Genomic DNA, 18,127 nt, shown 5'->3' on the forward strand with positions numbered 1-18,127 from the left:
TCTTCAAGGAGGACGCTTCCGACATGAAGGCCGTCGTGATGGCTGGCGGCGAGGGCACGCGCCTTCGCCCCATGACCTCAAGCATGCCCAAGCCGTTGTTGCCGGTGGCGAATCGGCCAATCATGGAGCATGTGCTGCGATTGCTCAAGCGGCACGGACTCAGTGAAACCGTGGTCACCGTTCAGTTCCTCGCTTCTCTCGTGAAGAACTATTTCGGTGACGGCGAAGAGCTTGGAATGGAGCTCACCTATGCCAATGAGGAGAAGCCGCTCGGCACTGCGGGGAGTGTGAAGAACGCCGAAGAGGCGCTCAAGGACGATGCTTTTCTCGTCATTTCCGGTGACGCTCTCACCGACTTCGACCTGACGGACCTCATCGCCTTCCACAAGGAGAAGGGCGCGCTGGTCACGGTGTGCCTGACCCGGGTGCCGAACCCGCTGGAGTTCGGTATCACGATCGTGGACGAAGAGGGAAAGGTGGAGCGCTTCCTGGAGAAGCCCACCTGGGGCCAGGTGTTCTCGGACACCGTCAACACGGGCATCTATGTGATGGAGCCCGAAGTGTTCGACTACGTCGAGGCCGACACCTCTGTGGACTGGTCGGGCGACGTCTTCCCTCAGCTCATGAAAGAGGGCAAGCCCGTCTACGGCTATATCGCCGAGGGCTACTGGGAGGACGTCGGGACGCACGAGAGTTATGTGAAAGCCCAGGCGGATGTCCTGGAGGGCAAGGTCGACGTCGATCTCGACGGTTTCGAGATCTCGCCCGGAGTGTGGGTCGCCGAAGGCGCCGAGGTCCATCCCGACGCCGTTCTCCGCGGTCCGCTCTACATCGGTGACTACGCCAAGGTCGAGGCGGACGCCGAGATCCGCGAGCACACCGTCATCGGCTCCAACGTGGTCGTCAAATCCGGGGCCTTTCTCCATCGCGCCGTCGTGCACGACAACGTCTACATCGGGCAGCACAGCAATCTGCGTGGCTGTGTGATCGGCAAGAACACCGACATCATGCGTGCCTCCCGGATCGAGGACGGCGCGGTCATCGGTGACGAGTGCCTTGTCGGTGAAGAATCGATTATCCAGGGCAATGTCCGGGTGTATCCGTTCAAGACCATCGAGGCCGGCGCGTTCGTCAACACCTCGGTGATCTGGGAGTCCAGAGGACAGGCGCATCTCTTCGGAGCGCGTGGGGTCTCCGGGATTCTCAACGTGGAGATCACGCCCGAGCTGGCTGTCCGGCTGGCAGGGGCGTACGCCACGACCCTCAAGAAGGGCTCCACGGTCACCACCGCGCGCGACCACTCGCGTGGTGCGCGCGCGCTCAAGCGGGCGGTGATCTCCGCCCTCCAGGCCAGCGCCATCGATGTACGGGACCTGGAGAACGTCCCGCTGCCGGTGGCACGGCAGCAGACGGGCCGTGGCAGTGCCGGCGGCATCATGATCCGTACGACGCCGGGTGTGCCCGACTCCGTGGACATCATGTTCTTCGACGAACGGGGTGCCGACCTCTCGCAGGCCGGCCAGCGCAAGCTGGACCGGGTCTACGCGAGGCAGGAGTACCGCAGGGCCTTCCCCGGCGAGATCGGGGACCTGCACTTCCCCGCGAGCGTCTTCGACTCGTACACCGGCTCGCTGCTCCGGAATGTCGACACGTCCGGGATCGCCGAGGCCGGGCTCAAGGTCGTCGTGGACGCGTCCAACGGCAGTGCGGGGCTTGTTCTGCCCAGCCTTCTCGGGCGGCTCGGGGTCGACGCGCTGACCATCAATCCCGGCCTCGACGAGGCGCGGCCGACCGAGACCGTGGAGTCGCGCAGGTCCGGTCTGGTCAGGCTGGGCGAGATCGTGGCGTCGGCGCGGGCGTCCTTCGGGGTGCGCTTTGACCCCGTGGGCGAGCGGCTGTCGCTCGTGGACGAGCGCGGACGGATCATCGAGGACGACCGTGCCCTGCTGGTGCTGCTCGACCTGGTCGCCGCCGAGCGGCGCAGCGGGCGGGTGGCGCTGCCCGTCACGACCACCAGAATCGCCGAGCAGGTCGCCGCGTACCACGGGACCCAGGTGGAGTGGACGACCACGTCGCCCGACGACCTCACGAGGGTCGGCAGGGAGGATTCCACGATCTTCGGCGGTGACGGACGCGGTGCGTTCATCGTCCCGGAGTTCAGCAGTCTGCTGGACGGCACGGCGGCCTTCGTACGGCTGCTGGGTCTGGTCGCCCGTACACAGCTCACGCTCAGCCAGATCGACGCCCGCATTCCGCGCGCCCATGTGCTGCGCAGGGATCTGGCCACCCCCTGGGCCGTCAAGGGTCTGGTCATGCGGCGGGTGGTGGAGGCGGCCGGCGAGCGGGACGTCGACACGACCGACGGCATCCGGGTCGTGGAGGCCGACGGACGCTGGGTGATGGTGCTTCCCGCGCCCGCCGAGGCCGTCACCCATCTGTGGGCCGAGGGACCGGACGACGCCTCCGCCCAGGCGCTGCTCGACGAGTGGTCCGCGGTCGTGGACAGCGCAGGTCAGTGACCTGATCACGGTGTGCCGGAGGGCGGCGGGCCGCCGCCCTCCGGCACACCGGTGGGGCCATTCGGCGGTAGTGACCGCGCCGTGCGACGATGTGCGGCATGCCGCAGCACCCCCCCATTCGGAGCACACCCTCGCCACCCCCGCGTCCTGACGCGTCCATGTCGCTGCTGAACAATGTGATGGACCACAGCCTGGACGACGGTTACGCCGAGGCGGCGGCTCGCAGGGACGCCGAGGACGGGGGAATGCCCCGTACGCTCCGGGCGAAGCTAGGTCTGGCGGCGGGGCTCGTACTGGCCGCGCTGGTGGTCACCGTGGGCGCCGCCGAGGCGCGGATCGACGCCCCGGTCGTCGCCAAGGAGCGCGAGGAGCTCATCGAGCGGATCGACGCCGAGACGTCCTCCGCGGACGCCCTCGAACGCACGGTGGACAAGCTCCGTGACGAGGTGGGTGTCCGGCAGCGTGAGGCGCTGCGGGAACACGGCGGCGAACAGGGCGAACTCGTCGCCCTGTTGTCGGGCTCCACCGAGGTCGAGGGGCCGGGTGTGAAGCTCGTCGTCGACGACGCCAAGTCCGCCGGTGAGAGCGCGGGCGGGCCCCGGGAGAGCAGCAACTTCTCGGACACGGGGCGGGTCAGGGACCGGGACATGCAGCAGATCGTCAACGGCCTCTGGGAGTCGGGGGCCGAGGCGGTGTCCATCAACGGCCAGCGTCTGACGGCTCTTTCGGCGATCAGGGCCGCCGGTGAGGCCATACTGGTCGACAACAAGCCGCTGGTGCCGCCGTACACGGTGCTGGCCGTGGGGGACGGGAACAACCTGAGCACCGCGTTCCAGGACAGTGCCGACGGCCAGTACCTGCACTCGTTGCAGGAGAACTTCGGTGTCCGCACCAGCATTTCCGCCCAGGAGACGGTACGTCTTCCTGCCGCGCCGAGCCTGATCGTACGTACAGCAGAGCCGAAGGCCGCCGACCCGGGGAAGGGCGACGGAGAGGCCACGGCAGAAACAGGGAAGGGCACATCGTGATCGCGGTACTTGGCCTCGTCGTGGGAGTCGTGGTCGGACTGTTGGTTCGACCCGAAGTGCCGGCGGTGGTCGAGCCCTATCTGCCGATCGCCGTCGTCGCCGCTCTCGACGCGGTCTTCGGGGGGCTGCGGGCCATGCTCGACGGGATCTTCGTCGACAAGGTGTTCGTGGTGTCGTTCCTGTCGAACGTGGTGGTTGCCGCGCTCATCGTGTTCCTCGGTGACAAGCTCGGCGTGGGCGCGCAGTTGTCCACCGGTGTGGTCGTCGTGTTCGGTATCCGGATCTTCTCCAACGCTGCCGCGATCCGCCGGCACGTGTTCCGGGCGTGAGGCCGATGAACAGCGAAGAGCCCTCGCGGGACCAGCAGCCGTCGCAGTCACAGCAGTCACCGCAGCTCCCCGAGGCGCGCCAGCAGATGACGGGCCGTCAGCGGCTGGCGGCCGGCCTCTGGCCCCCGCGCGTCACCCGGGCCCAACTCATCGTCGCCGTACTGCTGTTCGTGCTGGGTCTGGGGCTGGCCATTCAGGTCCGTTCGACCAACGACGACAGTGCCCTGCGCGGCGCGCGCCAGGAGGACCTCGTACGGATCCTGGACGAGCTCGACGGCCGTACCCAGCGGCTGGAGGACGAGAAGCAGCGTCTGGACGACCAGCAGACGGAGCTGGAGACCAGCTCCGACCAGGCCGAGGAGGCGCGTAAGCAGACGCGGGAGAAGGCGCAGCAGCTCGGCATCCTGGCCGGTACGGTCGCCGCCCGGGGCCCCGGGATCACGCTGACCGTCCGGGACGACGGCGGCTCCGTCGACTCCGACATGCTGCTCGACGCGATCCAGGAGCTGCGGGCGGCCGGGGCCGAGGCGATCCAGGTGAACGGGGTCCGAGTCGTCGCCGCGACATATTTCTCCGGTAGTGACGGTGACATCGAGGTGGACGGGAAGCAGATCAGTGCGCCGTACCGTTTCAAGGTGATCGGCAAGCCGCAGGATCTGGAACCCGCGCTCAACATCCCCGGAGGTGTGGTGCAGACATTGGAAAGAGAGCAGGCCACAGCCACAGTGGCGGCGTCGGATGAGATCGTCGTGGACGCCTTGCGACCGGCTCGGCGGCCTGACTACGCTCGGTCGTCGTCGTAGTGGGGCGGGGGCGCATGCGGACCCGGGGACCAGGGCAGAAGGTTCCGGGGGGTCGGCGCACATTCCGCATGGTGCGTGGTGGAAACTGTCTGATGGTTACGGACGTTGTGAAGATGTCCGAGTCGGCAGGTGTGTTCATTCAGGGTTCGTCCTGCCCCACGGGCGGGTCTGTTCAGGTCAAGGGGAATCGCCCGTGAAGTTGTTTGGAAAGTTGTTCGGCAGGAGTGCACGCGAGGACGGCGGCAACGCCCGCCATCGCGCACCGCGCCATGGCCAGGAAGAGGAGCAGGGCGGCGAGCGTCCGCTCTTCCGTGACGAGGTCGGCGGCCCCGGAGGGGGCGACGCGGGCGGTCACGGCGCGTCATCTGTTGACCCCGCGAGTTCTGGCGGCATAGGTTTCGGTGGACCATCAACCTCAAGTACGGGTGGAGGGTTTCCCCCCGGTCAGGAGGGTCCGTCCATGGTTTGTACGAGGTGCGGGCACCGCAACACGCAGGACAGCCGTTTCTGTTCCAACTGTGGTGCGCCGCTGAGGGCGGGGGCCCCTGCGGAGCGCCCCTCGGAGACGACCTCCACCATCTCGATCTCGGGCCTTGAGGCGTACGAGGCGGAGGCAACCGGTCAGACGGCCGTTCCCTCGCTCTCGCCGGAGGCACAGGCCGCGGTGGACGCGCTGCCCATCGGCTCCGCGCTGCTGGTCGTACGTCGCGGTCCGAACTCGGGCAGCCGGTTCCTGCTGGACGGCGATCTGACGACGGCCGGAAGGCACCCGCAGAGCGACATCTTCCTCGACGACGTCACCGTGTCCCGGCGGCACGTCGAGTTCCGCAGGAGCCCGGAGGGCCACTTCACGGTCTCCGACGTCGGCAGTCTCAACGGCACGTACGTCAACCGGGAGCGGATCGACTCGGTCGCGGTGTCCAACGGGGACGAGGTCCAGATCGGCAAGTACCGGCTGGTCTTCTACGCGAGCCAGCGGGGCGTGTGACCCCTCAGGGAAGGTCCATGCTGCGACCACCGACGGGCGGTGCCGGCCACGGCACCGCCCCCACGGGTGAATCACTGGTCAGCATCGGCATGGTGCTGAACCAGCTCAGGGACGAGTTCCCCGAGGTGACCATCTCCAAGATCCGGTTCCTGGAGTCCGAGGGCCTCGTCGAGCCCAGGCGGACCCCCTCCGGGTATCGGAAGTTCAGCCCCGAGGACGTCGAGCGCCTCGCCCAGGTCCTGCGTATGCAGCGGGACCACTATCTGCCCCTGAAGGTCATCAGGGAGCATCTCGACGCCGTCGCGCGAGGTGAACGGCTTCCACTGCCCGTACAGGCCTCCCAGGGCCCTCAGCGGGAGCTCCTCGGCTCCACGTGGGACGCCGAGCCCGCGCCACCCACCGCCCCGAAGGTCGGCCGTGCCGAGCTGCTGGCGGCCACGGAGGCGGCCGAGAGCGAGCTGGACGAGTGGGAGGCGTACGGCCTCGTCGCCCCGATGGCGGACGGCGGGTACGACTCCGAGGCCGTGACCGTGGCGAAACTTGTCGCGGAGCTCGGAAGATTCGGTCTGGAACCACGACATCTTCGAGCCGTGAAAGCCGCCGCCGACCGTGAGGCGGGCCTCGTCGAGCAGGTCGTCGCGCCCCTGCGCCGACACCGTAATCCGCAGACCAGGGCCCATGCGGAGGCCGCCACGAGGGAGCTGGCGGCGCTCTCTGTACGGCTGCACGCGGCACTGGTACAGACGGCTCTCGGAGTCCGGCTTACCTGATCTTGGGGGAGTCCGACTACCCAAACCGACCGGGCACGTCCTAGGGTTGCTGTGTGAACGAGCTCGACGTCGTGGGTGTCCGGGTGGAAATGCCCTCCAACCAACCGATCGTGCTCCTGCGTGAAGTGGGAGGCGACCGGTACCTTCCCATCTGGATCGGGCCTGGGGAAGCTACCGCTATTGCCTTTGCCCAGCAGGGCATGGCACCGGCCCGACCACTGACTCATGACCTCTTCAAGGACGTGCTGGAGGCAGTGGGCCAGGAACTCACGCAGGTGCGCATCACCGACCTGCGCGAAGGAGTCTTCTACGCGGAGCTGGTCTTCGCGAGCGGTGTCGAGGTGAGCGCCAGGCCGTCCGACGCCATAGCGCTGGCCCTGCGCACCGGCACGCCCATCTTCGGCAGCGACGGGGTGCTGGACGACGCGGGCATCGCGATCCCCGACGAGCAGGAGGACGAGGTGGAGAAGTTCCGTGAATTCCTCGACCAGATCTCTCCGGAGGATTTCGGGACCAACAGCCAGTGAGCGCTGAACGGTCCAAGACCGTCATACCGGACTCCGTCCGCGCATTCGGCCAGCCTTTCCCGGTGACGGGGCACGGCAAACCACTCTCAGGGTGATTATCACTCGGCGTGCCCAGCGTGGCGATCGTTGACGCACCCGGGGGCACTGCCTACCGTCGACGGGGCAGGTCAAGGACGGAGGTCGGTGTGAGCAGCAGCGGCGACGGTACGGCTAACGACCCGTACCCGCTTCACGGCAGTACGTCCGACCCGACGACCGGCACGGTCGGCTACCGGGGACCGACAGCGTGCGCGGCGGCGGGCATCACCTACCGCCAGCTGGACTACTGGGCACGCACGGGGCTCGTCGAGCCGAGTGTGCGCCCCGCCAGGGGATCGGGCACCCAGCGGCTCTACAGCCTGCGCGACGTCGTCTTCCTGAAGATCGTCAAGCGCTTCCTGGACACGGGGGTCGCCCTCCAGAACATCCGGACGGCCGTCCAGCATCTACGCGGCCGTCAGGCGCGGGACCTGGAGCGCATGACGCTCATGAGCGACGGCGCGACGGTGTACGAGTGCTCGTCGCCGGACGAGGTCGTCGGCCTTCTCCAGGGCGGTCAGGGCATCTTCGGGATCGCCGTCGGGGTGGTGTGGCGGGATGTCGAAGCGGCGCTGTCGCAGCTGCACGGCGAGCGCGTCGACACCGGCGAGACCCTGATCGGGCACAACCCCGCCGACGAGCTCGCCCGCAGGCGCCGCGACCGGGCCGTCTGAGTCCCGGGGCCGTGCCGGCCCCGGGGCGATTGTCAGTGGGGTAGGGGAGCATCGGTGGGGTGAGACCCGCACCGACCATCCTGCATCTGGACATGGATGCCTTCTTCGCCGCCGCCGAGCAGGCGGCGAAGCCGAGTCTGCGCGGAAAACCGGTGGTCGTCGGAGGTCTCGGTCCGCGCGGGGTGGTCTCCACGGCGTCGTACGAGGCGAGGCGGTTCGGGATCCACTCGGCCATGCCGATGGCCCAGGCGAGACGGCTCGCGCCGAACGCGGCGTATCTGGTGCCGCGCTTCGCCCTCTACCGCACGGTCAGCGAGCAGGTCATGGAGCTGCTCGGCCGGCTGTCACCGCTGGTGGAGCCGCTGAGTCTGGACGAGGCGTTCGTCGATCTGGAGGCGGGCGGGTCGGCGTCCGACTCGCCGTCGGCGCGTGCGACGGGCGAGCGGCTGCGGCGGAACATCAGGGCGGTGACCGGTCTGACGGGCTCGGTCGGGCTCGCCGGGTCCAAGATGCTGGCGAAGATCGCCTCCGAGCAGGCCAAGCCCGACGGTCTGGTGCTCATCGAGCCGGGCACGGAGCGCGAGCTGCTGGGGCCGATGACCGTACGGACGCTGCCCGGGGTCGGGCCGGCCACCGGCGAGCATCTGCGCCGGGCCGGGATGCTGACCATCGCCGATCTGACGGAGGCCGGGGAGGACGAGCTCGTACGGCTCGTGGGGAAGGCGCACGGCACGTCGCTGTACCGGATGGCGTCCGGGCACGACGACCGGCCGGTGGTGGCCGAGCGTGAGACCAAGTCCGTGTCCGTCGAGGACACCTTCGACGTCGATCTGCACGACCGGGTGCGTGTCAGGACGGAGGTGGACCGGCTGGCGGAGCGGTGTGTGCGGCGGCTGCGGGAGTCCGGGCACTCGGGGCGGACGATCGTCCTCAAGGTGCGACGGTACGACTTCTCGACGCTCACCCGCTCCGAGACGCTCCGGGGGCCCACGGACGACCCGGTGGTGGTGCGTGAGGCGGCGGGGAGGCTGCTGGAGTCCCTGGACACCACCGGCGGGGTGCGGCTGCTGGGGGTGGGGGTGACGGGGCTGACCGACTACACGCAGGAGGACCTGTTCGCCCAGGCCGCGGCGGAGGCGGAGGCGGGGGCGGAGGTAGAGGCCGAGCCGGACGCGGGGACGGTGGCGGACGAGCCCGGCTCCGGGCCGCCGCTGCCGCTGCCGCCCGGGGCGGACGCGGACGTGATCGCGGAGGCCCTCACTGAGCGGCACTGGCCGGCGGGGCACGACGTGCGTCATGCCGAGTTCGGCGCCGGGTGGGTGCAGGGGAGTGGGGTGGGGCGGGTCACCGTACGGTTCGAGGAGCCCACGTCGGCCGTTCCCGGGCGGGTGCGGACGTTCCGTACGGACGATCCCGACCTGGAGCTCTCCGAACCGCTGCCCCTGGTCGCTCACCCGCCGGAGAAGCCTTAGCGCTGCGGCCGGTCCCGCTCCCGGTCGCCGGGGCGGGCGGCGGCGTCGCGGCCCGCCACCTGGCCGAAGTCGCGGTCGGCGGCCGGGCGTTCCGGTGCCGCGGGCTCCGGCAGGGCCAGTTCGTAATGGTGGTAGAGCTGGATCTCCTGGTCGGGGGAGAGATGGCGGCCGACCCCGAAGTCCGGGGCGTCCTTGATCAGGCCGCGCTCGTAGGGGACGTGCAGTGACTCGTCGCGGTAGGTGCTGGGGGCCAGGGGCACGAACGCGTCCCGGCTGAACAGCCCGGTCCGTACCGCCGCCCACTCCGGCACACCGGTGGCATCGTCCAGATACACCTCGTCGACGGTGCCGATCTTGTGCCCGTCGCGGTCGTACGCCTTGCGGCCGATCAGGCTGCGCGGATCGATGTCGGTCTGCACGGTCCCTCCAACTGGTCGCATATGCTCCCTCGCTCTACGAAAGGGCACATTCGGGGTATCGGCCACTCGAAGACCCTGGCGGGAACTCGCTGGTAGGCTGGCCAGTGGCTGTAGACCCCATGCGGGAGAGCCGTCCGGTGAGACTGCCGGAGGCGCCGAAGGAGCAAATCCTCCCCGGAAACTCTCAGGCCCCCGTACCGCATGGACGAGGTCACTCTGGAAAGCAGGGCAGGTGTCGGACGGCATCCGCTCTCACCGACGGTGAAAATCGGCCCGCTTCGCGGCGGTCCGGTGAAACTCTCAGGTTGATGTGACAGAGGGGGAGGCCGTCCGGGCACCTGTGTATCGGTGCCCCTCGCAGGTCGCGCCAGACCAGGAGGCCTCCCGTATGACATCTCATCGCACACCGCTCTCGCAGCTGGAGCGAGGAATCCCCTTCGAGCAGCGCCATGTCGGCCCCGACACCGCCGCGCAGGCCAAGATGCTCGCGCAGGTCGGTTACGGCTCGCTGGACGAGCTGACCGCCGCCGCGGTGCCCGACGTGATCAAGAGCGCCGAAGCCCTGCGGCTGCCCGCCGCGCGGACCGAGGCCGAGGTGCTCGCCGAGCTGCGGTCCCTCGCGGACCGCAATCAGGTCCTCGCGCCGATGATCGGTCTCGGCTACTACGGCACGTTCACGCCGCCGGTGATCCTCCGCAACGTGATGGAGAACCCGGCCTGGTACACCGCGTACACGCCGTACCAGCCCGAGATCTCCCAGGGCCGTCTGGAGGCGCTGCTCAACTTCCAGACCATGGTGGCCGATCTGACCGGCCTGCCGACCTCCGGTGCCTCCCTGCTGGACGAGGGCACGGCCGCCGCCGAGGCCATGGCGCTCGCCCGGCGCGTCGGCAAGGTGAAGGACGGCGTCTTCCTGGTCGACGCCGACGCCCTGCCGCAGACGGTCGCGGTGATCCGCACCCGGGCCGAACCCGCGGGCGTCGACGTCCTCGTCGCCGACCTGGCCGACGGCATTCCCGCCGAGGCCGCCGAGCGCGGGGTCTTCGGCGTGCTCGTGCAGTACCCGGGCGCCTCGGGCGCCGTACGGGACATCAAGCCCGTCATCGAGCAGGCGCACGAACTCGGCGCCGTCGTCACCGTCGCCGCCGACCTGCTGGCCCTCACGCTGCTCACCTCGCCCGGTGAACTCGGCGCGGACATCGCCGTCGGCACCACCCAGCGGTTCGGCGTCCCCATGGGCTTCGGCGGACCGCACGCCGGATACATGGCCGTACGCGAGAAGTTCGCCCGCAACCTGCCCGGACGGCTCGTCGGGGTCTCCGTGGACGCCGACGGGAACAAGGCGTACCGGCTGGCGCTCCAGACCCGCGAGCAGCACATCCGGCGCGAGAAGGCCACCAGCAACATCTGCACCGCGCAGGTGCTGCTCGCCGTGATGGCCGGGATGTACGCGGTCTACCACGGCCCCGACGGGCTGCGCGCCATCGCCGAACGCACCCACCGCTACGCGACAGTCCTCGCCGACGGTCTGCGCGCGGGCGGCGTCGAGATCGTGCACGAGGCGTACTTCGACACGCTGACCGTACGGGTCCCGGGCCGCGCCGCCGAGGTCGTGGCCGCCGCTCGTGAGGGTGGGGTCAACCTTCACCCCGTCGACGCCGACCATGTCTCGCTGGCCTGCGACGAGACGACCGGTCGCGCCCAACTCGCCGCCGTATGGGCCGCCTTCGGCGTCACCGGCGACATCGAGGCTCTGGACGCCGCGTCCGCCGACGCGCTGCCGGAGACCCTGCTGCGCACCGACGAGTACCTCACGCACCCGGTCTTCCACCAGCACCGCTCCGAGACCGCGATGCTGCGCTACCTGCGCAGGCTCGCCGACCGTGACTACGCGCTGGACCGCGGCATGATCCCCCTCGGCTCCTGCACCATGAAGCTCAACGCCACCACCGAGATGGAACCGGTGACCTGGCCGGAGTTCGCAGCGCTGCACCCCTTCGCGCCCGCCGAGCAGGCGCAGGGCTATCTCACGCTGATCCGTGAGCTGGAGGAGCGCCTGGCGGAGGTCACCGGCTACGACGCGGTGTCCCTCCAGCCCAACGCCGGCTCCCAGGGCGAACTCGCCGGGCTGCTGGCCGTACGGGCGTATCACCGCGCGAACGGCGACACCGGCCGCACCGTCTGCCTCATCCCGTCCTCCGCGCACGGCACGAACGCCGCGAGCGCGGTCATGGCCGGGATGAAGGTCGTCGTCGTGAAGACCCGCGATGACGGCGACGTCGACGTCGACGACCTGCACGCCAAGATCGAGCGGCACGGCGACGAACTGGCCGTCCTGATGGTCACCTACCCGTCCACGCACGGCGTGTTCGAGGAGCACATCAGCGACATCTGCGCGGCCGTGCACGACGCGGGCGGTCAGGTGTACGTCGACGGCGCGAACCTCAACGCGCTGGTGGGACTGGCGAAGCCGGGCCGGTTCGGCTCGGACGTGTCGCACCTGAACCTGCACAAGACCTTCTGCATCCCGCACGGCGGCGGCGGCCCCGGCGTCGGCCCGGTCGGCGTACGCGCCCACCTCGCCCCGTACCTGCCCAACCACCCGCTCCAGCCCGCCGCCGGTCCCGAGACGGGCGTCGGGCCGATCTCGGCGGCCCCCTGGGGCTCGGCGGGGATACTGCCGATCTCCTGGGCCTATGTCCGGCTGATGGGCGGTGAGGGCCTCAAGCGCGCCACGCAGGTCGCCGTACTGGCCGCGAACTACATCGCCAAGCGGCTTGAGCCGCACTTCCCGGTCCTCTACACGGGTCCGCACGGGCTGGTGGCGCACGAGTGCATCGTGGATCTGCGTCCGCTGTCGAAGTCGACCGGCGTCAGCGTCGACGACATCGCCAAGCGGCTCATCGACTACGGGTTCCACGCGCCCACGATGTCGTTCCCGGTGGCCGGCACGCTGATGATCGAGCCCACCGAGAGCGAGGACCTGGCCGAACTCGACCGGTTCTGCGAGACGATGATCGCGATCCGCGCCGAGATCGAGAAGGTCGCGTCGGGTCACTGGCCGGCGGACGACAACCCGCTGCGCAACGCCCCGCACACGGCAGCCGCGCTGGGCGGGGAGTGGGAGCACGCGTACAGCCGTCAGGAGGCGGTCTTCCCGGCCGGGGTCTCGGCGGCCGACAAGTACTGGCCACCGGTCCGCCGGATCGACGGTGCGTTCGGTGACCGCAATCTCGTGTGTTCGTGCCCGCCGCTGGACGAGTACGACAACTGACGGACGGCGCACGGCCGTCGGGCCGTGCGGTGCGCGGACGGAAGGCGTAGGCGGGTCGCCCGCGGCGCCCGCGTCAAGCACATGCGTCGGGGCCGGTTCGGAGTGAACTCTCCGGGCCGGCCCCCTGTTACGGACGGCTTCAGGCTGCCGTCATGACCTGTTCGCTGCCGGCCGGCCGGTGCGGAGCGATGATCTGGCCGTCGGGCAGCAGCTCCCCGGTGTCCTCGAAGAGCAGGACGCCGTTGCACAGCAGGCTCCAGCCCTGCTCCGGGTGGTGGGCCGCGTGACGGGCGGCTTCCCGGTCGGCTGAGTCGGCTGTCGGACAGGCTGGCTGGTGCTGGCACATGGGTGGTTTCTTTCGCTGCGTCGTGGTGTGTGTCCTGCGGCTCGACGTGGTCATGGCCGCCCCCCGGTTTCTCTTGGTCCGTACCCCAGTGTTGCCCCACGGACGTCGATCCGCAGGGATTTCGCGGCAGCGCTTGTCTCTGCTTAAGGACGTGTCACCCGCCCGGGCGGTTCAGCCCAACTGGGCTGTCCTTTCGGGTGGTTCGGGGTGACCCGTAAGGACTACTCCGGACGGGCGCGGCACAGTGCCCCGTAACCAGCACAGAGCCCCGTGACCGTTGAGGGGTCACGGGGCAGTGTATGGCGCGTGGGGCGGTTGGGAGACGGCCGGGACGCGGGCAGTCCGGAGGCGGCCGGCCGATGCCGCTCAGCCGGTGGTCAGCAGTGGCGGGGACGCGGCGGTGGACGCCTTCGCCGGGGCCGCGGAGAACATCGAGGTGAGCCGGGGACCCATCATCGGGAGCAGGTCGGCGGCGCGGTGCGGCCGGTGGGCCACGATGCCGGGCGGGGCGGGAGCGAGCGGGATGAGCAGGTCGGCCGGGGCGGGGGCGCCGACAGAGGCGTCGGCCTCGATGTCCTGGTGCAGCCAGAGGGTGAGCATGTACAGGCCCGGGACCGAGAGCAGCCGCGGCTGGTACGGCGCCTTCACCGTCTCGGCCTGGCGCACGGCCCGTTCCGTGGCGGAGATGTAGGGGCCCTCGAAGAAGCGCGAGAACGCCCAGCCGTCCGGGGTGAGCATCGTGTCCGCCGCCGCGACGGCCCGGTCGCCGCTGCGGATCAGGAAACGCCAGCCGGCCAGCCTGGTCTGCGGAGCGTCGCTGCTCGGGGCGATCTGTTCCAGTACGTGTACCGGAAGGGGCAGTTCGGGGCTCAGCGGTCCCTGGACGGACCGGAGAGCGGGCGTACGGGCCTCGCGCACGGCGGTGGGAGAACCGAGTGCCGCGAGGACGCTGCGCAGGGCGGGCGCTGGAGCCGGGGAGACATGCAGCGGCATGGTGGGTTGCCTCTCGCTCAGTAGGCACAGTGGAGCGTCGAAGGTGCGGGTGCGGACGTCGCTGTCGGCGTGCGTGGTCAGAGGATGGCCCCGGGTCATGGCCGGGCTTCAACTCTCTGCCTCGTTCGCACAGAGTTTATACGACGTGTGTTCACAGAATGTTTCTTCCGTCTGTCGCCCTTATTGCGTCAAGGCGATATCCGGTCCATCTTGTGCGGAATCGCCTTCGGTGAACCGTCGGATGAACGGTGAACAGAGGCACGTGGCCTGGGGTTATTCGGGCCGACGCGGTAGGCCGAAACCCGTCGGCGTTTTCGTTGACCGGGCGGAGAGTGAAATTTCTCACCACCCCATGCCGAAGGAATGTGCCCGAGGCCGCTCGGTCCAGCTTACCCGGCGCTCAACGGAAACGGAGCGTTATGGATCACTCAGTCTGGGCACTATCGATCGTGAAGCGATGCCCGGCGCCGCCGGGCGGCCGAGGCGAAGGAGGGACCCTCCGATGGGGGAGAAGGTCGAATCGGACGGCACCGGCGTGTCCGATCGACAGGAATACCGCAGGAGGCTCCAGCAGTGCCTGGCGGTGCTGGGGAGGCTCCTGGGGGAGAAGCGGTTCGACCGGCCCAGGAATCTGATGGGTCTGGAGATCGAGCTGAATCTCGCCGGTTCCGACGGGATGCCCCGGATGATGAATGGGGAAGTTCTTGAAAGGATCGCGAGCCGTGATTTCCAGACCGAACTCGGAATGTTCAACCTGGAAGTGAATATCGCTCCGCACCGACTTGACGGACGCGTTCTCGACCAGCTCGCCGAAGAACTGCGCACGGGTCTTGGATATGCCCATCGCAAAGCGAACGAGGTCGACGCCGGCATCGTGATGATCGGAATTCTGCCGACGCTCTCCCTCGACGACGTGGTCTCCACGAACCTCTCGGACGCGGACCGCTACACCCTTCTCAACGACCGGATGGTGGCGGCGCGGGGCGAGGACTTCGCGCTCGACATCGACGGGGTCGAGCGTCTCACCTGCAGTTCTCCCTCGATCGCGCCCGAAGCGGCCTGCACGTCCGTGCAGTTGCACCTCCAGGTCACGCCCGACCGCTTCGCCGATGTGTGGAACGCCGCGCAGTGCGTCGCCGCCGTACAGATCGCCATCGGCGCCAACGCGCCTTTCCTGTTCGGAAAGGAGTTGTGGCGCGAGTCCCGGCCGCCGCTCTTCCTTCAGGCGACCGACACCCGGCCCCCTGAGCTCCAGGCACAGGGCGTACGGCCCCGGACCTGGTTCGGCGAGCGCTGGATCGACTCCGTGTACGACCTCTTCGAGGAGAATCTGCGCTATTTCCCGCCACTTCTGCAGATGAGTGAGGACCAGGATCCGCACCAGGTCCTGGACGAGGGCGGTACACCCCGCCTGTCGGAGCTGGTCCTCCACAACGGCACCGTCTACCGATGGAACAGACCCGTGTACGACGTCGCCGACGGACAGCCCCATCTTCGGGTCGAGAACCGCGTGCTGCCCGCCGGGCCGACCGTCACCGACGTCGTCGCCAACGCCGCCTTCTACTACGGGCTCGTGCGCGCGCTCGCCGAGGACTCCAGACCTGTCTGGACCCGGCTGCCGTTCGACACCGCCGCGCGGAACTTCGAGGCCGCGTGCCGCGACGGCATCGAGGCCCGGCTCAGCTGGCCCCGTAACGGCCGGGCGAGCGGCGGCGTCGCCGAGGTGTCGGCGGTCCGGCTCGTACGCGACGAACTGCTGCCGCTCGCGGCCGCCGGGCTCGACGCGTGGAACGTGGAGCCGGCCGACCGCGATTTCTACCTCGGGGTGATCGAGGGGCGCTGCCGGAGCCGGGTGAACGGGGCCTCGTGGCAGGTGGACACCTTCCACCGGGCGCGGGAGGCGGGGCTCCGCAGGGAGGCCGCGCTCGCCGCCACGACCCGGCGGTACGCCGAGCTGATGCACCTGGGGGAGCCGGTGCACACCTGGCCGGTGGGCTTCCCCGCTCCCACGCGGATGCCGGACCTCTCCGTCTGACGCGAGGCCGGGCCGGCTCCGGACGTGCCCTACCTCCTGGCCCCCACCGACAGGATCGCCTCGGTCATCACCGACCGGATGTCGGCCGGGTCACTCACCTCGTAACCCGCGCCGCCGGTGATCCGCGCGATCTCGTCCAGCGCCTCGGGGTCCGCGTCCGGGCCCACGGCGATCGTGATCAGCGGGACCGGGCGCCTGGGGTCGGCGAGCTTCCGCAGCTCGTCCATGAGTGCCGTACGGGCCGCGCCGTCCGGGTCCGCGCCGCCGGTGAGGACGACGACCGCGTTGCACTTGCCGCTCACGTACGAGGACTGGGCCTCTTTGAAGGCGGCCAGCGTCGTGTCGTACATCCCCGTCGCCGACGCCGTCCCCACCGGCGCCAGTGCCGAGACGGCGTCCGAGAGACTGTCGCGGTGGGTGGCGCCGGCCTTGGCGCGCTCGCCGAGCGGCGCGGTCTCGGCCAGCTTGCGGAAATCCTTGCCGCCGTCGCGACCGGCGGCGAAATCCCAGAGGCCGACCTCGTCGTCCGGCGTAAAGCCGGCGAGTGTCTGGAGCACCGAGGCCTTCGTGACCTCCAGCCGGGACTCCCCGCCGCTGCCCGGTACGGGCTGCGCCATCGAGCCCGAGGTGTCGACGACGACGGTCAGCCTGGCGTGCTGGAGGATCACCGTCCACATGCCGAGCGTCTCCCGGACCAGGTCGGTGGTCGGCGGCCGGGCCTCCGCCAGGGCGTACGGCTGGGGCGCGCGCCCGCCCGCCGCGCGGACCAGGTCGTCCGCCACGGCGGAGTGGGCCGTACGGAAGCCGTGCTCGGCCATGGTGCGCTGGGCCTCCTCCCCGTTGAGGAGGGACATGAAGCGGGTCACGGCGCGGCTCTCGTCCGTGGTCAGCTCCGGCTCGTTGACGAGGTTCAGCGGGTAGTCCAGGACCGGGGCCGCGTCCGTCGGATAGAACAGCTGGAGGTCGGAGACGCCGCCGTCGGTGGAGTTGTGGGTGAACGCGGCCTGCTCGGTGAGGAAGACCGCCTCGTTGCCCTTGGCCACGTCCGCCAGCGCCAGGGACGGGATCACCTGGCCGTCGGAGTCCGACACACGCGCGGCCAGCGCCTCGGCGGTCGCCGCGATCAGCGTGCCGCTGTCCTGGTCCGCCTTGCGCGCGGACGTGACGACGCTGCTGAACGCGAGCAGCCCGGTGGCGCTGCGCGCCGGGTCGGCCGCGCCGAGCCGCACCCCGTTCTTGCCGGTGGTGACGGCCGTCAACTCGGCCCAGGTGTACGTCTTCCCGGGCCAGCCGAGCCTGGTGCCGGCGGAGGGGACCACGGCCAGGGCCACGGGTGTGGTCGCCGCGCTGCCCGCGGGTGTCAGCGCGATGCCGGCGTCGGCGGTCAGCGCGCGCTCGACCCAGACGTCGGAGTCCGGCAGCCAGGCCTCGTAGTCGTCCGCGGCCGTGCCGGTGGCGAGGTCGTCGGCGATCTCGTGGTTCTCCCGGGAGTCGACCCGGACGTCGATGCAGCGGCCGTCGGAGGTGATGTCGTCGCGCCGGGCGCCGTCGGCGACGGCCGTCACGGCGGGGGCGATGTCCGGCGAGGCCGCCAGATCGATCCGCACCGGGGAGCCCGCGCAGCCGTCGGCGAAGGACAGGATCCCGCTCGCCGCCGCGATGCCGGTCCCCGCGGCCAGGCTCAGCAGGACCGCCGTGGCGATCAGGACATTGCGACGGCGTGGACGGCGGCCCCTGGTGCTGTCCGACGTTTCGCCGTCGGGCAAGCTGTGACGTTCCATGACGGTGGTGCCCCTCCTTGACCTGAACAAGGAAAATGGGGGGCTCGGCCCGCTGAATGACGCCAGCCCCCCGGCCTGTCGCGTGCGGTCT

General features: G+C 69.7%; 15 protein-coding genes and 1 riboswitch. Of the genes, 11 read left to right on the forward strand and 4 right to left on the reverse strand.

All coding sequences use genetic code 11. The annotated features are described in order from the left end of the window. Positions 1-23 precede the first annotated feature (23 nt). The 9 genes from OIE74_RS33470 (at position 24) to OIE74_RS33510 (ending at position 9,188) form a co-directional block, all read left to right on the forward strand. Positions 24-2,519, forward strand: a complete 2,496-nt coding sequence (locus OIE74_RS33470) for a mannose-1-phosphate guanyltransferase (protein ID WP_329390405.1) — start codon at positions 24-26, stop codon at positions 2,517-2,519. A gap of 98 nt (positions 2,520-2,617) precedes the next feature. After that, positions 2,618-3,547 (forward strand): DUF881 domain-containing protein, encoded by a 930-nt coding sequence (locus OIE74_RS33475; protein ID WP_329390407.1) that lies wholly within the window; start codon positions 2,618-2,620, stop codon positions 3,545-3,547. Then, positions 3,544-3,876 (forward strand): small basic family protein, encoded by a 333-nt coding sequence (locus OIE74_RS33480; RefSeq protein ID WP_023543062.1) that lies wholly within the window; start codon positions 3,544-3,546, stop codon positions 3,874-3,876. Before OIE74_RS33475 ends, OIE74_RS33480 begins: the two co-directional genes overlap by 4 nt. Before the next feature lie 5 nt (positions 3,877-3,881). After that, positions 3,882-4,679, forward strand: a complete 798-nt coding sequence (locus OIE74_RS33485) for a DUF881 domain-containing protein (RefSeq protein WP_329390409.1) — start codon at positions 3,882-3,884, stop codon at positions 4,677-4,679. A 193-nt stretch (positions 4,680-4,872) separates the two neighbouring features. Beyond that, positions 4,873-5,667, forward strand: coding sequence for an FHA domain-containing protein (locus tag OIE74_RS33490; RefSeq protein WP_329390411.1), 795 nt, complete (start codon positions 4,873-4,875; stop codon positions 5,665-5,667). 17 nt (positions 5,668-5,684) lie between these two features. Continuing rightward, positions 5,685-6,437 (forward strand): transcriptional regulator FtsR, encoded by a 753-nt coding sequence (gene ftsR, locus OIE74_RS33495; RefSeq protein WP_329390413.1) that lies wholly within the window; start codon positions 5,685-5,687, stop codon positions 6,435-6,437. Between the two features lie 53 nt (positions 6,438-6,490). Continuing rightward, complete coding sequence (locus OIE74_RS33500) at positions 6,491-6,964, forward strand: bifunctional nuclease family protein (protein ID WP_329390415.1); 474 nt, start codon at positions 6,491-6,493, stop codon at positions 6,962-6,964. Between the two features lie 185 nt (positions 6,965-7,149). Continuing rightward, positions 7,150-7,716, forward strand: coding sequence for a MerR family transcriptional regulator (locus tag OIE74_RS33505; RefSeq protein ID WP_329390417.1), 567 nt, complete (start codon positions 7,150-7,152; stop codon positions 7,714-7,716). A 59-nt stretch (positions 7,717-7,775) separates the two neighbouring features. Next, positions 7,776-9,188 (forward strand): DNA polymerase IV, encoded by a 1,413-nt coding sequence (locus tag OIE74_RS33510; RefSeq protein WP_329390419.1) that lies wholly within the window; start codon positions 7,776-7,778, stop codon positions 9,186-9,188. On the opposite strand, the gene OIE74_RS33515 is transcribed toward OIE74_RS33510, so the two are convergent. Continuing rightward, positions 9,185-9,607 (reverse strand): PRC-barrel domain-containing protein, encoded by a 423-nt coding sequence (locus tag OIE74_RS33515; protein WP_329390421.1) that lies wholly within the window; start codon positions 9,605-9,607, stop codon positions 9,185-9,187. The genes OIE74_RS33510 and OIE74_RS33515 overlap by 4 nt on opposite strands. A gap of 112 nt (positions 9,608-9,719) precedes the next feature. Further along, positions 9,720-9,817: riboswitch (glycine riboswitch) on the forward strand. A 178-nt stretch (positions 9,818-9,995) separates the two neighbouring features. On the opposite strand from OIE74_RS33515, the gene gcvP reads away from it, so the two are divergent. Further along, the gene (gene gcvP / locus OIE74_RS33520; RefSeq protein WP_329390422.1) at positions 9,996-12,881 is read left to right on the forward strand and encodes an aminomethyl-transferring glycine dehydrogenase; all 2,886 of its coding nucleotides are present in this window, start codon (positions 9,996-9,998) and stop codon (positions 12,879-12,881) included. A gap of 139 nt (positions 12,882-13,020) precedes the next feature. On the opposite strand, the gene OIE74_RS33525 is transcribed toward gcvP, so the two are convergent. Together OIE74_RS33525 and OIE74_RS33530 are read right to left on the reverse strand one after the other, a co-directional pair. Then, positions 13,021-13,227 carry a DUF5999 family protein gene (locus OIE74_RS33525; protein ID WP_329390424.1) on the reverse strand — a complete coding sequence of 69 codons (207 nt, stop codon included), beginning with the start codon at positions 13,225-13,227 and terminating at the stop codon, positions 13,021-13,023. Between the two features lie 366 nt (positions 13,228-13,593). Continuing rightward, complete coding sequence (locus tag OIE74_RS33530) at positions 13,594-14,220, reverse strand: hypothetical protein (RefSeq protein WP_329390426.1); 627 nt, start codon at positions 14,218-14,220, stop codon at positions 13,594-13,596. Positions 14,221-14,722: 502 nt separating this feature from the next. On the opposite strand from OIE74_RS33530, the gene OIE74_RS33535 reads away from it, so the two are divergent. Beyond that, positions 14,723-16,255: a glutamate--cysteine ligase gene (locus OIE74_RS33535; RefSeq protein ID WP_329390428.1), complete on the forward strand. Its 1,533-nt coding sequence runs from the start codon at positions 14,723-14,725 to the stop codon at positions 16,253-16,255. 29 nt (positions 16,256-16,284) lie between these two features. On the opposite strand, the gene OIE74_RS33540 is transcribed toward OIE74_RS33535, so the two are convergent. Continuing rightward, the gene (locus OIE74_RS33540) at positions 16,285-18,036 is read right to left on the reverse strand and encodes a substrate-binding domain-containing protein (RefSeq protein WP_329390430.1); all 1,752 of its coding nucleotides are present in this window, start codon (positions 18,034-18,036) and stop codon (positions 16,285-16,287) included. Between the last annotated feature and the right edge of the window lie 91 nt (positions 18,037-18,127).

Origin of the sequence: Streptomyces sp. NBC_01716 (assembly GCF_036248275.1) — a bacterium.
Classification (GTDB): Bacteria; Actinomycetota; Actinomycetes; order Streptomycetales; family Streptomycetaceae; genus Streptomyces.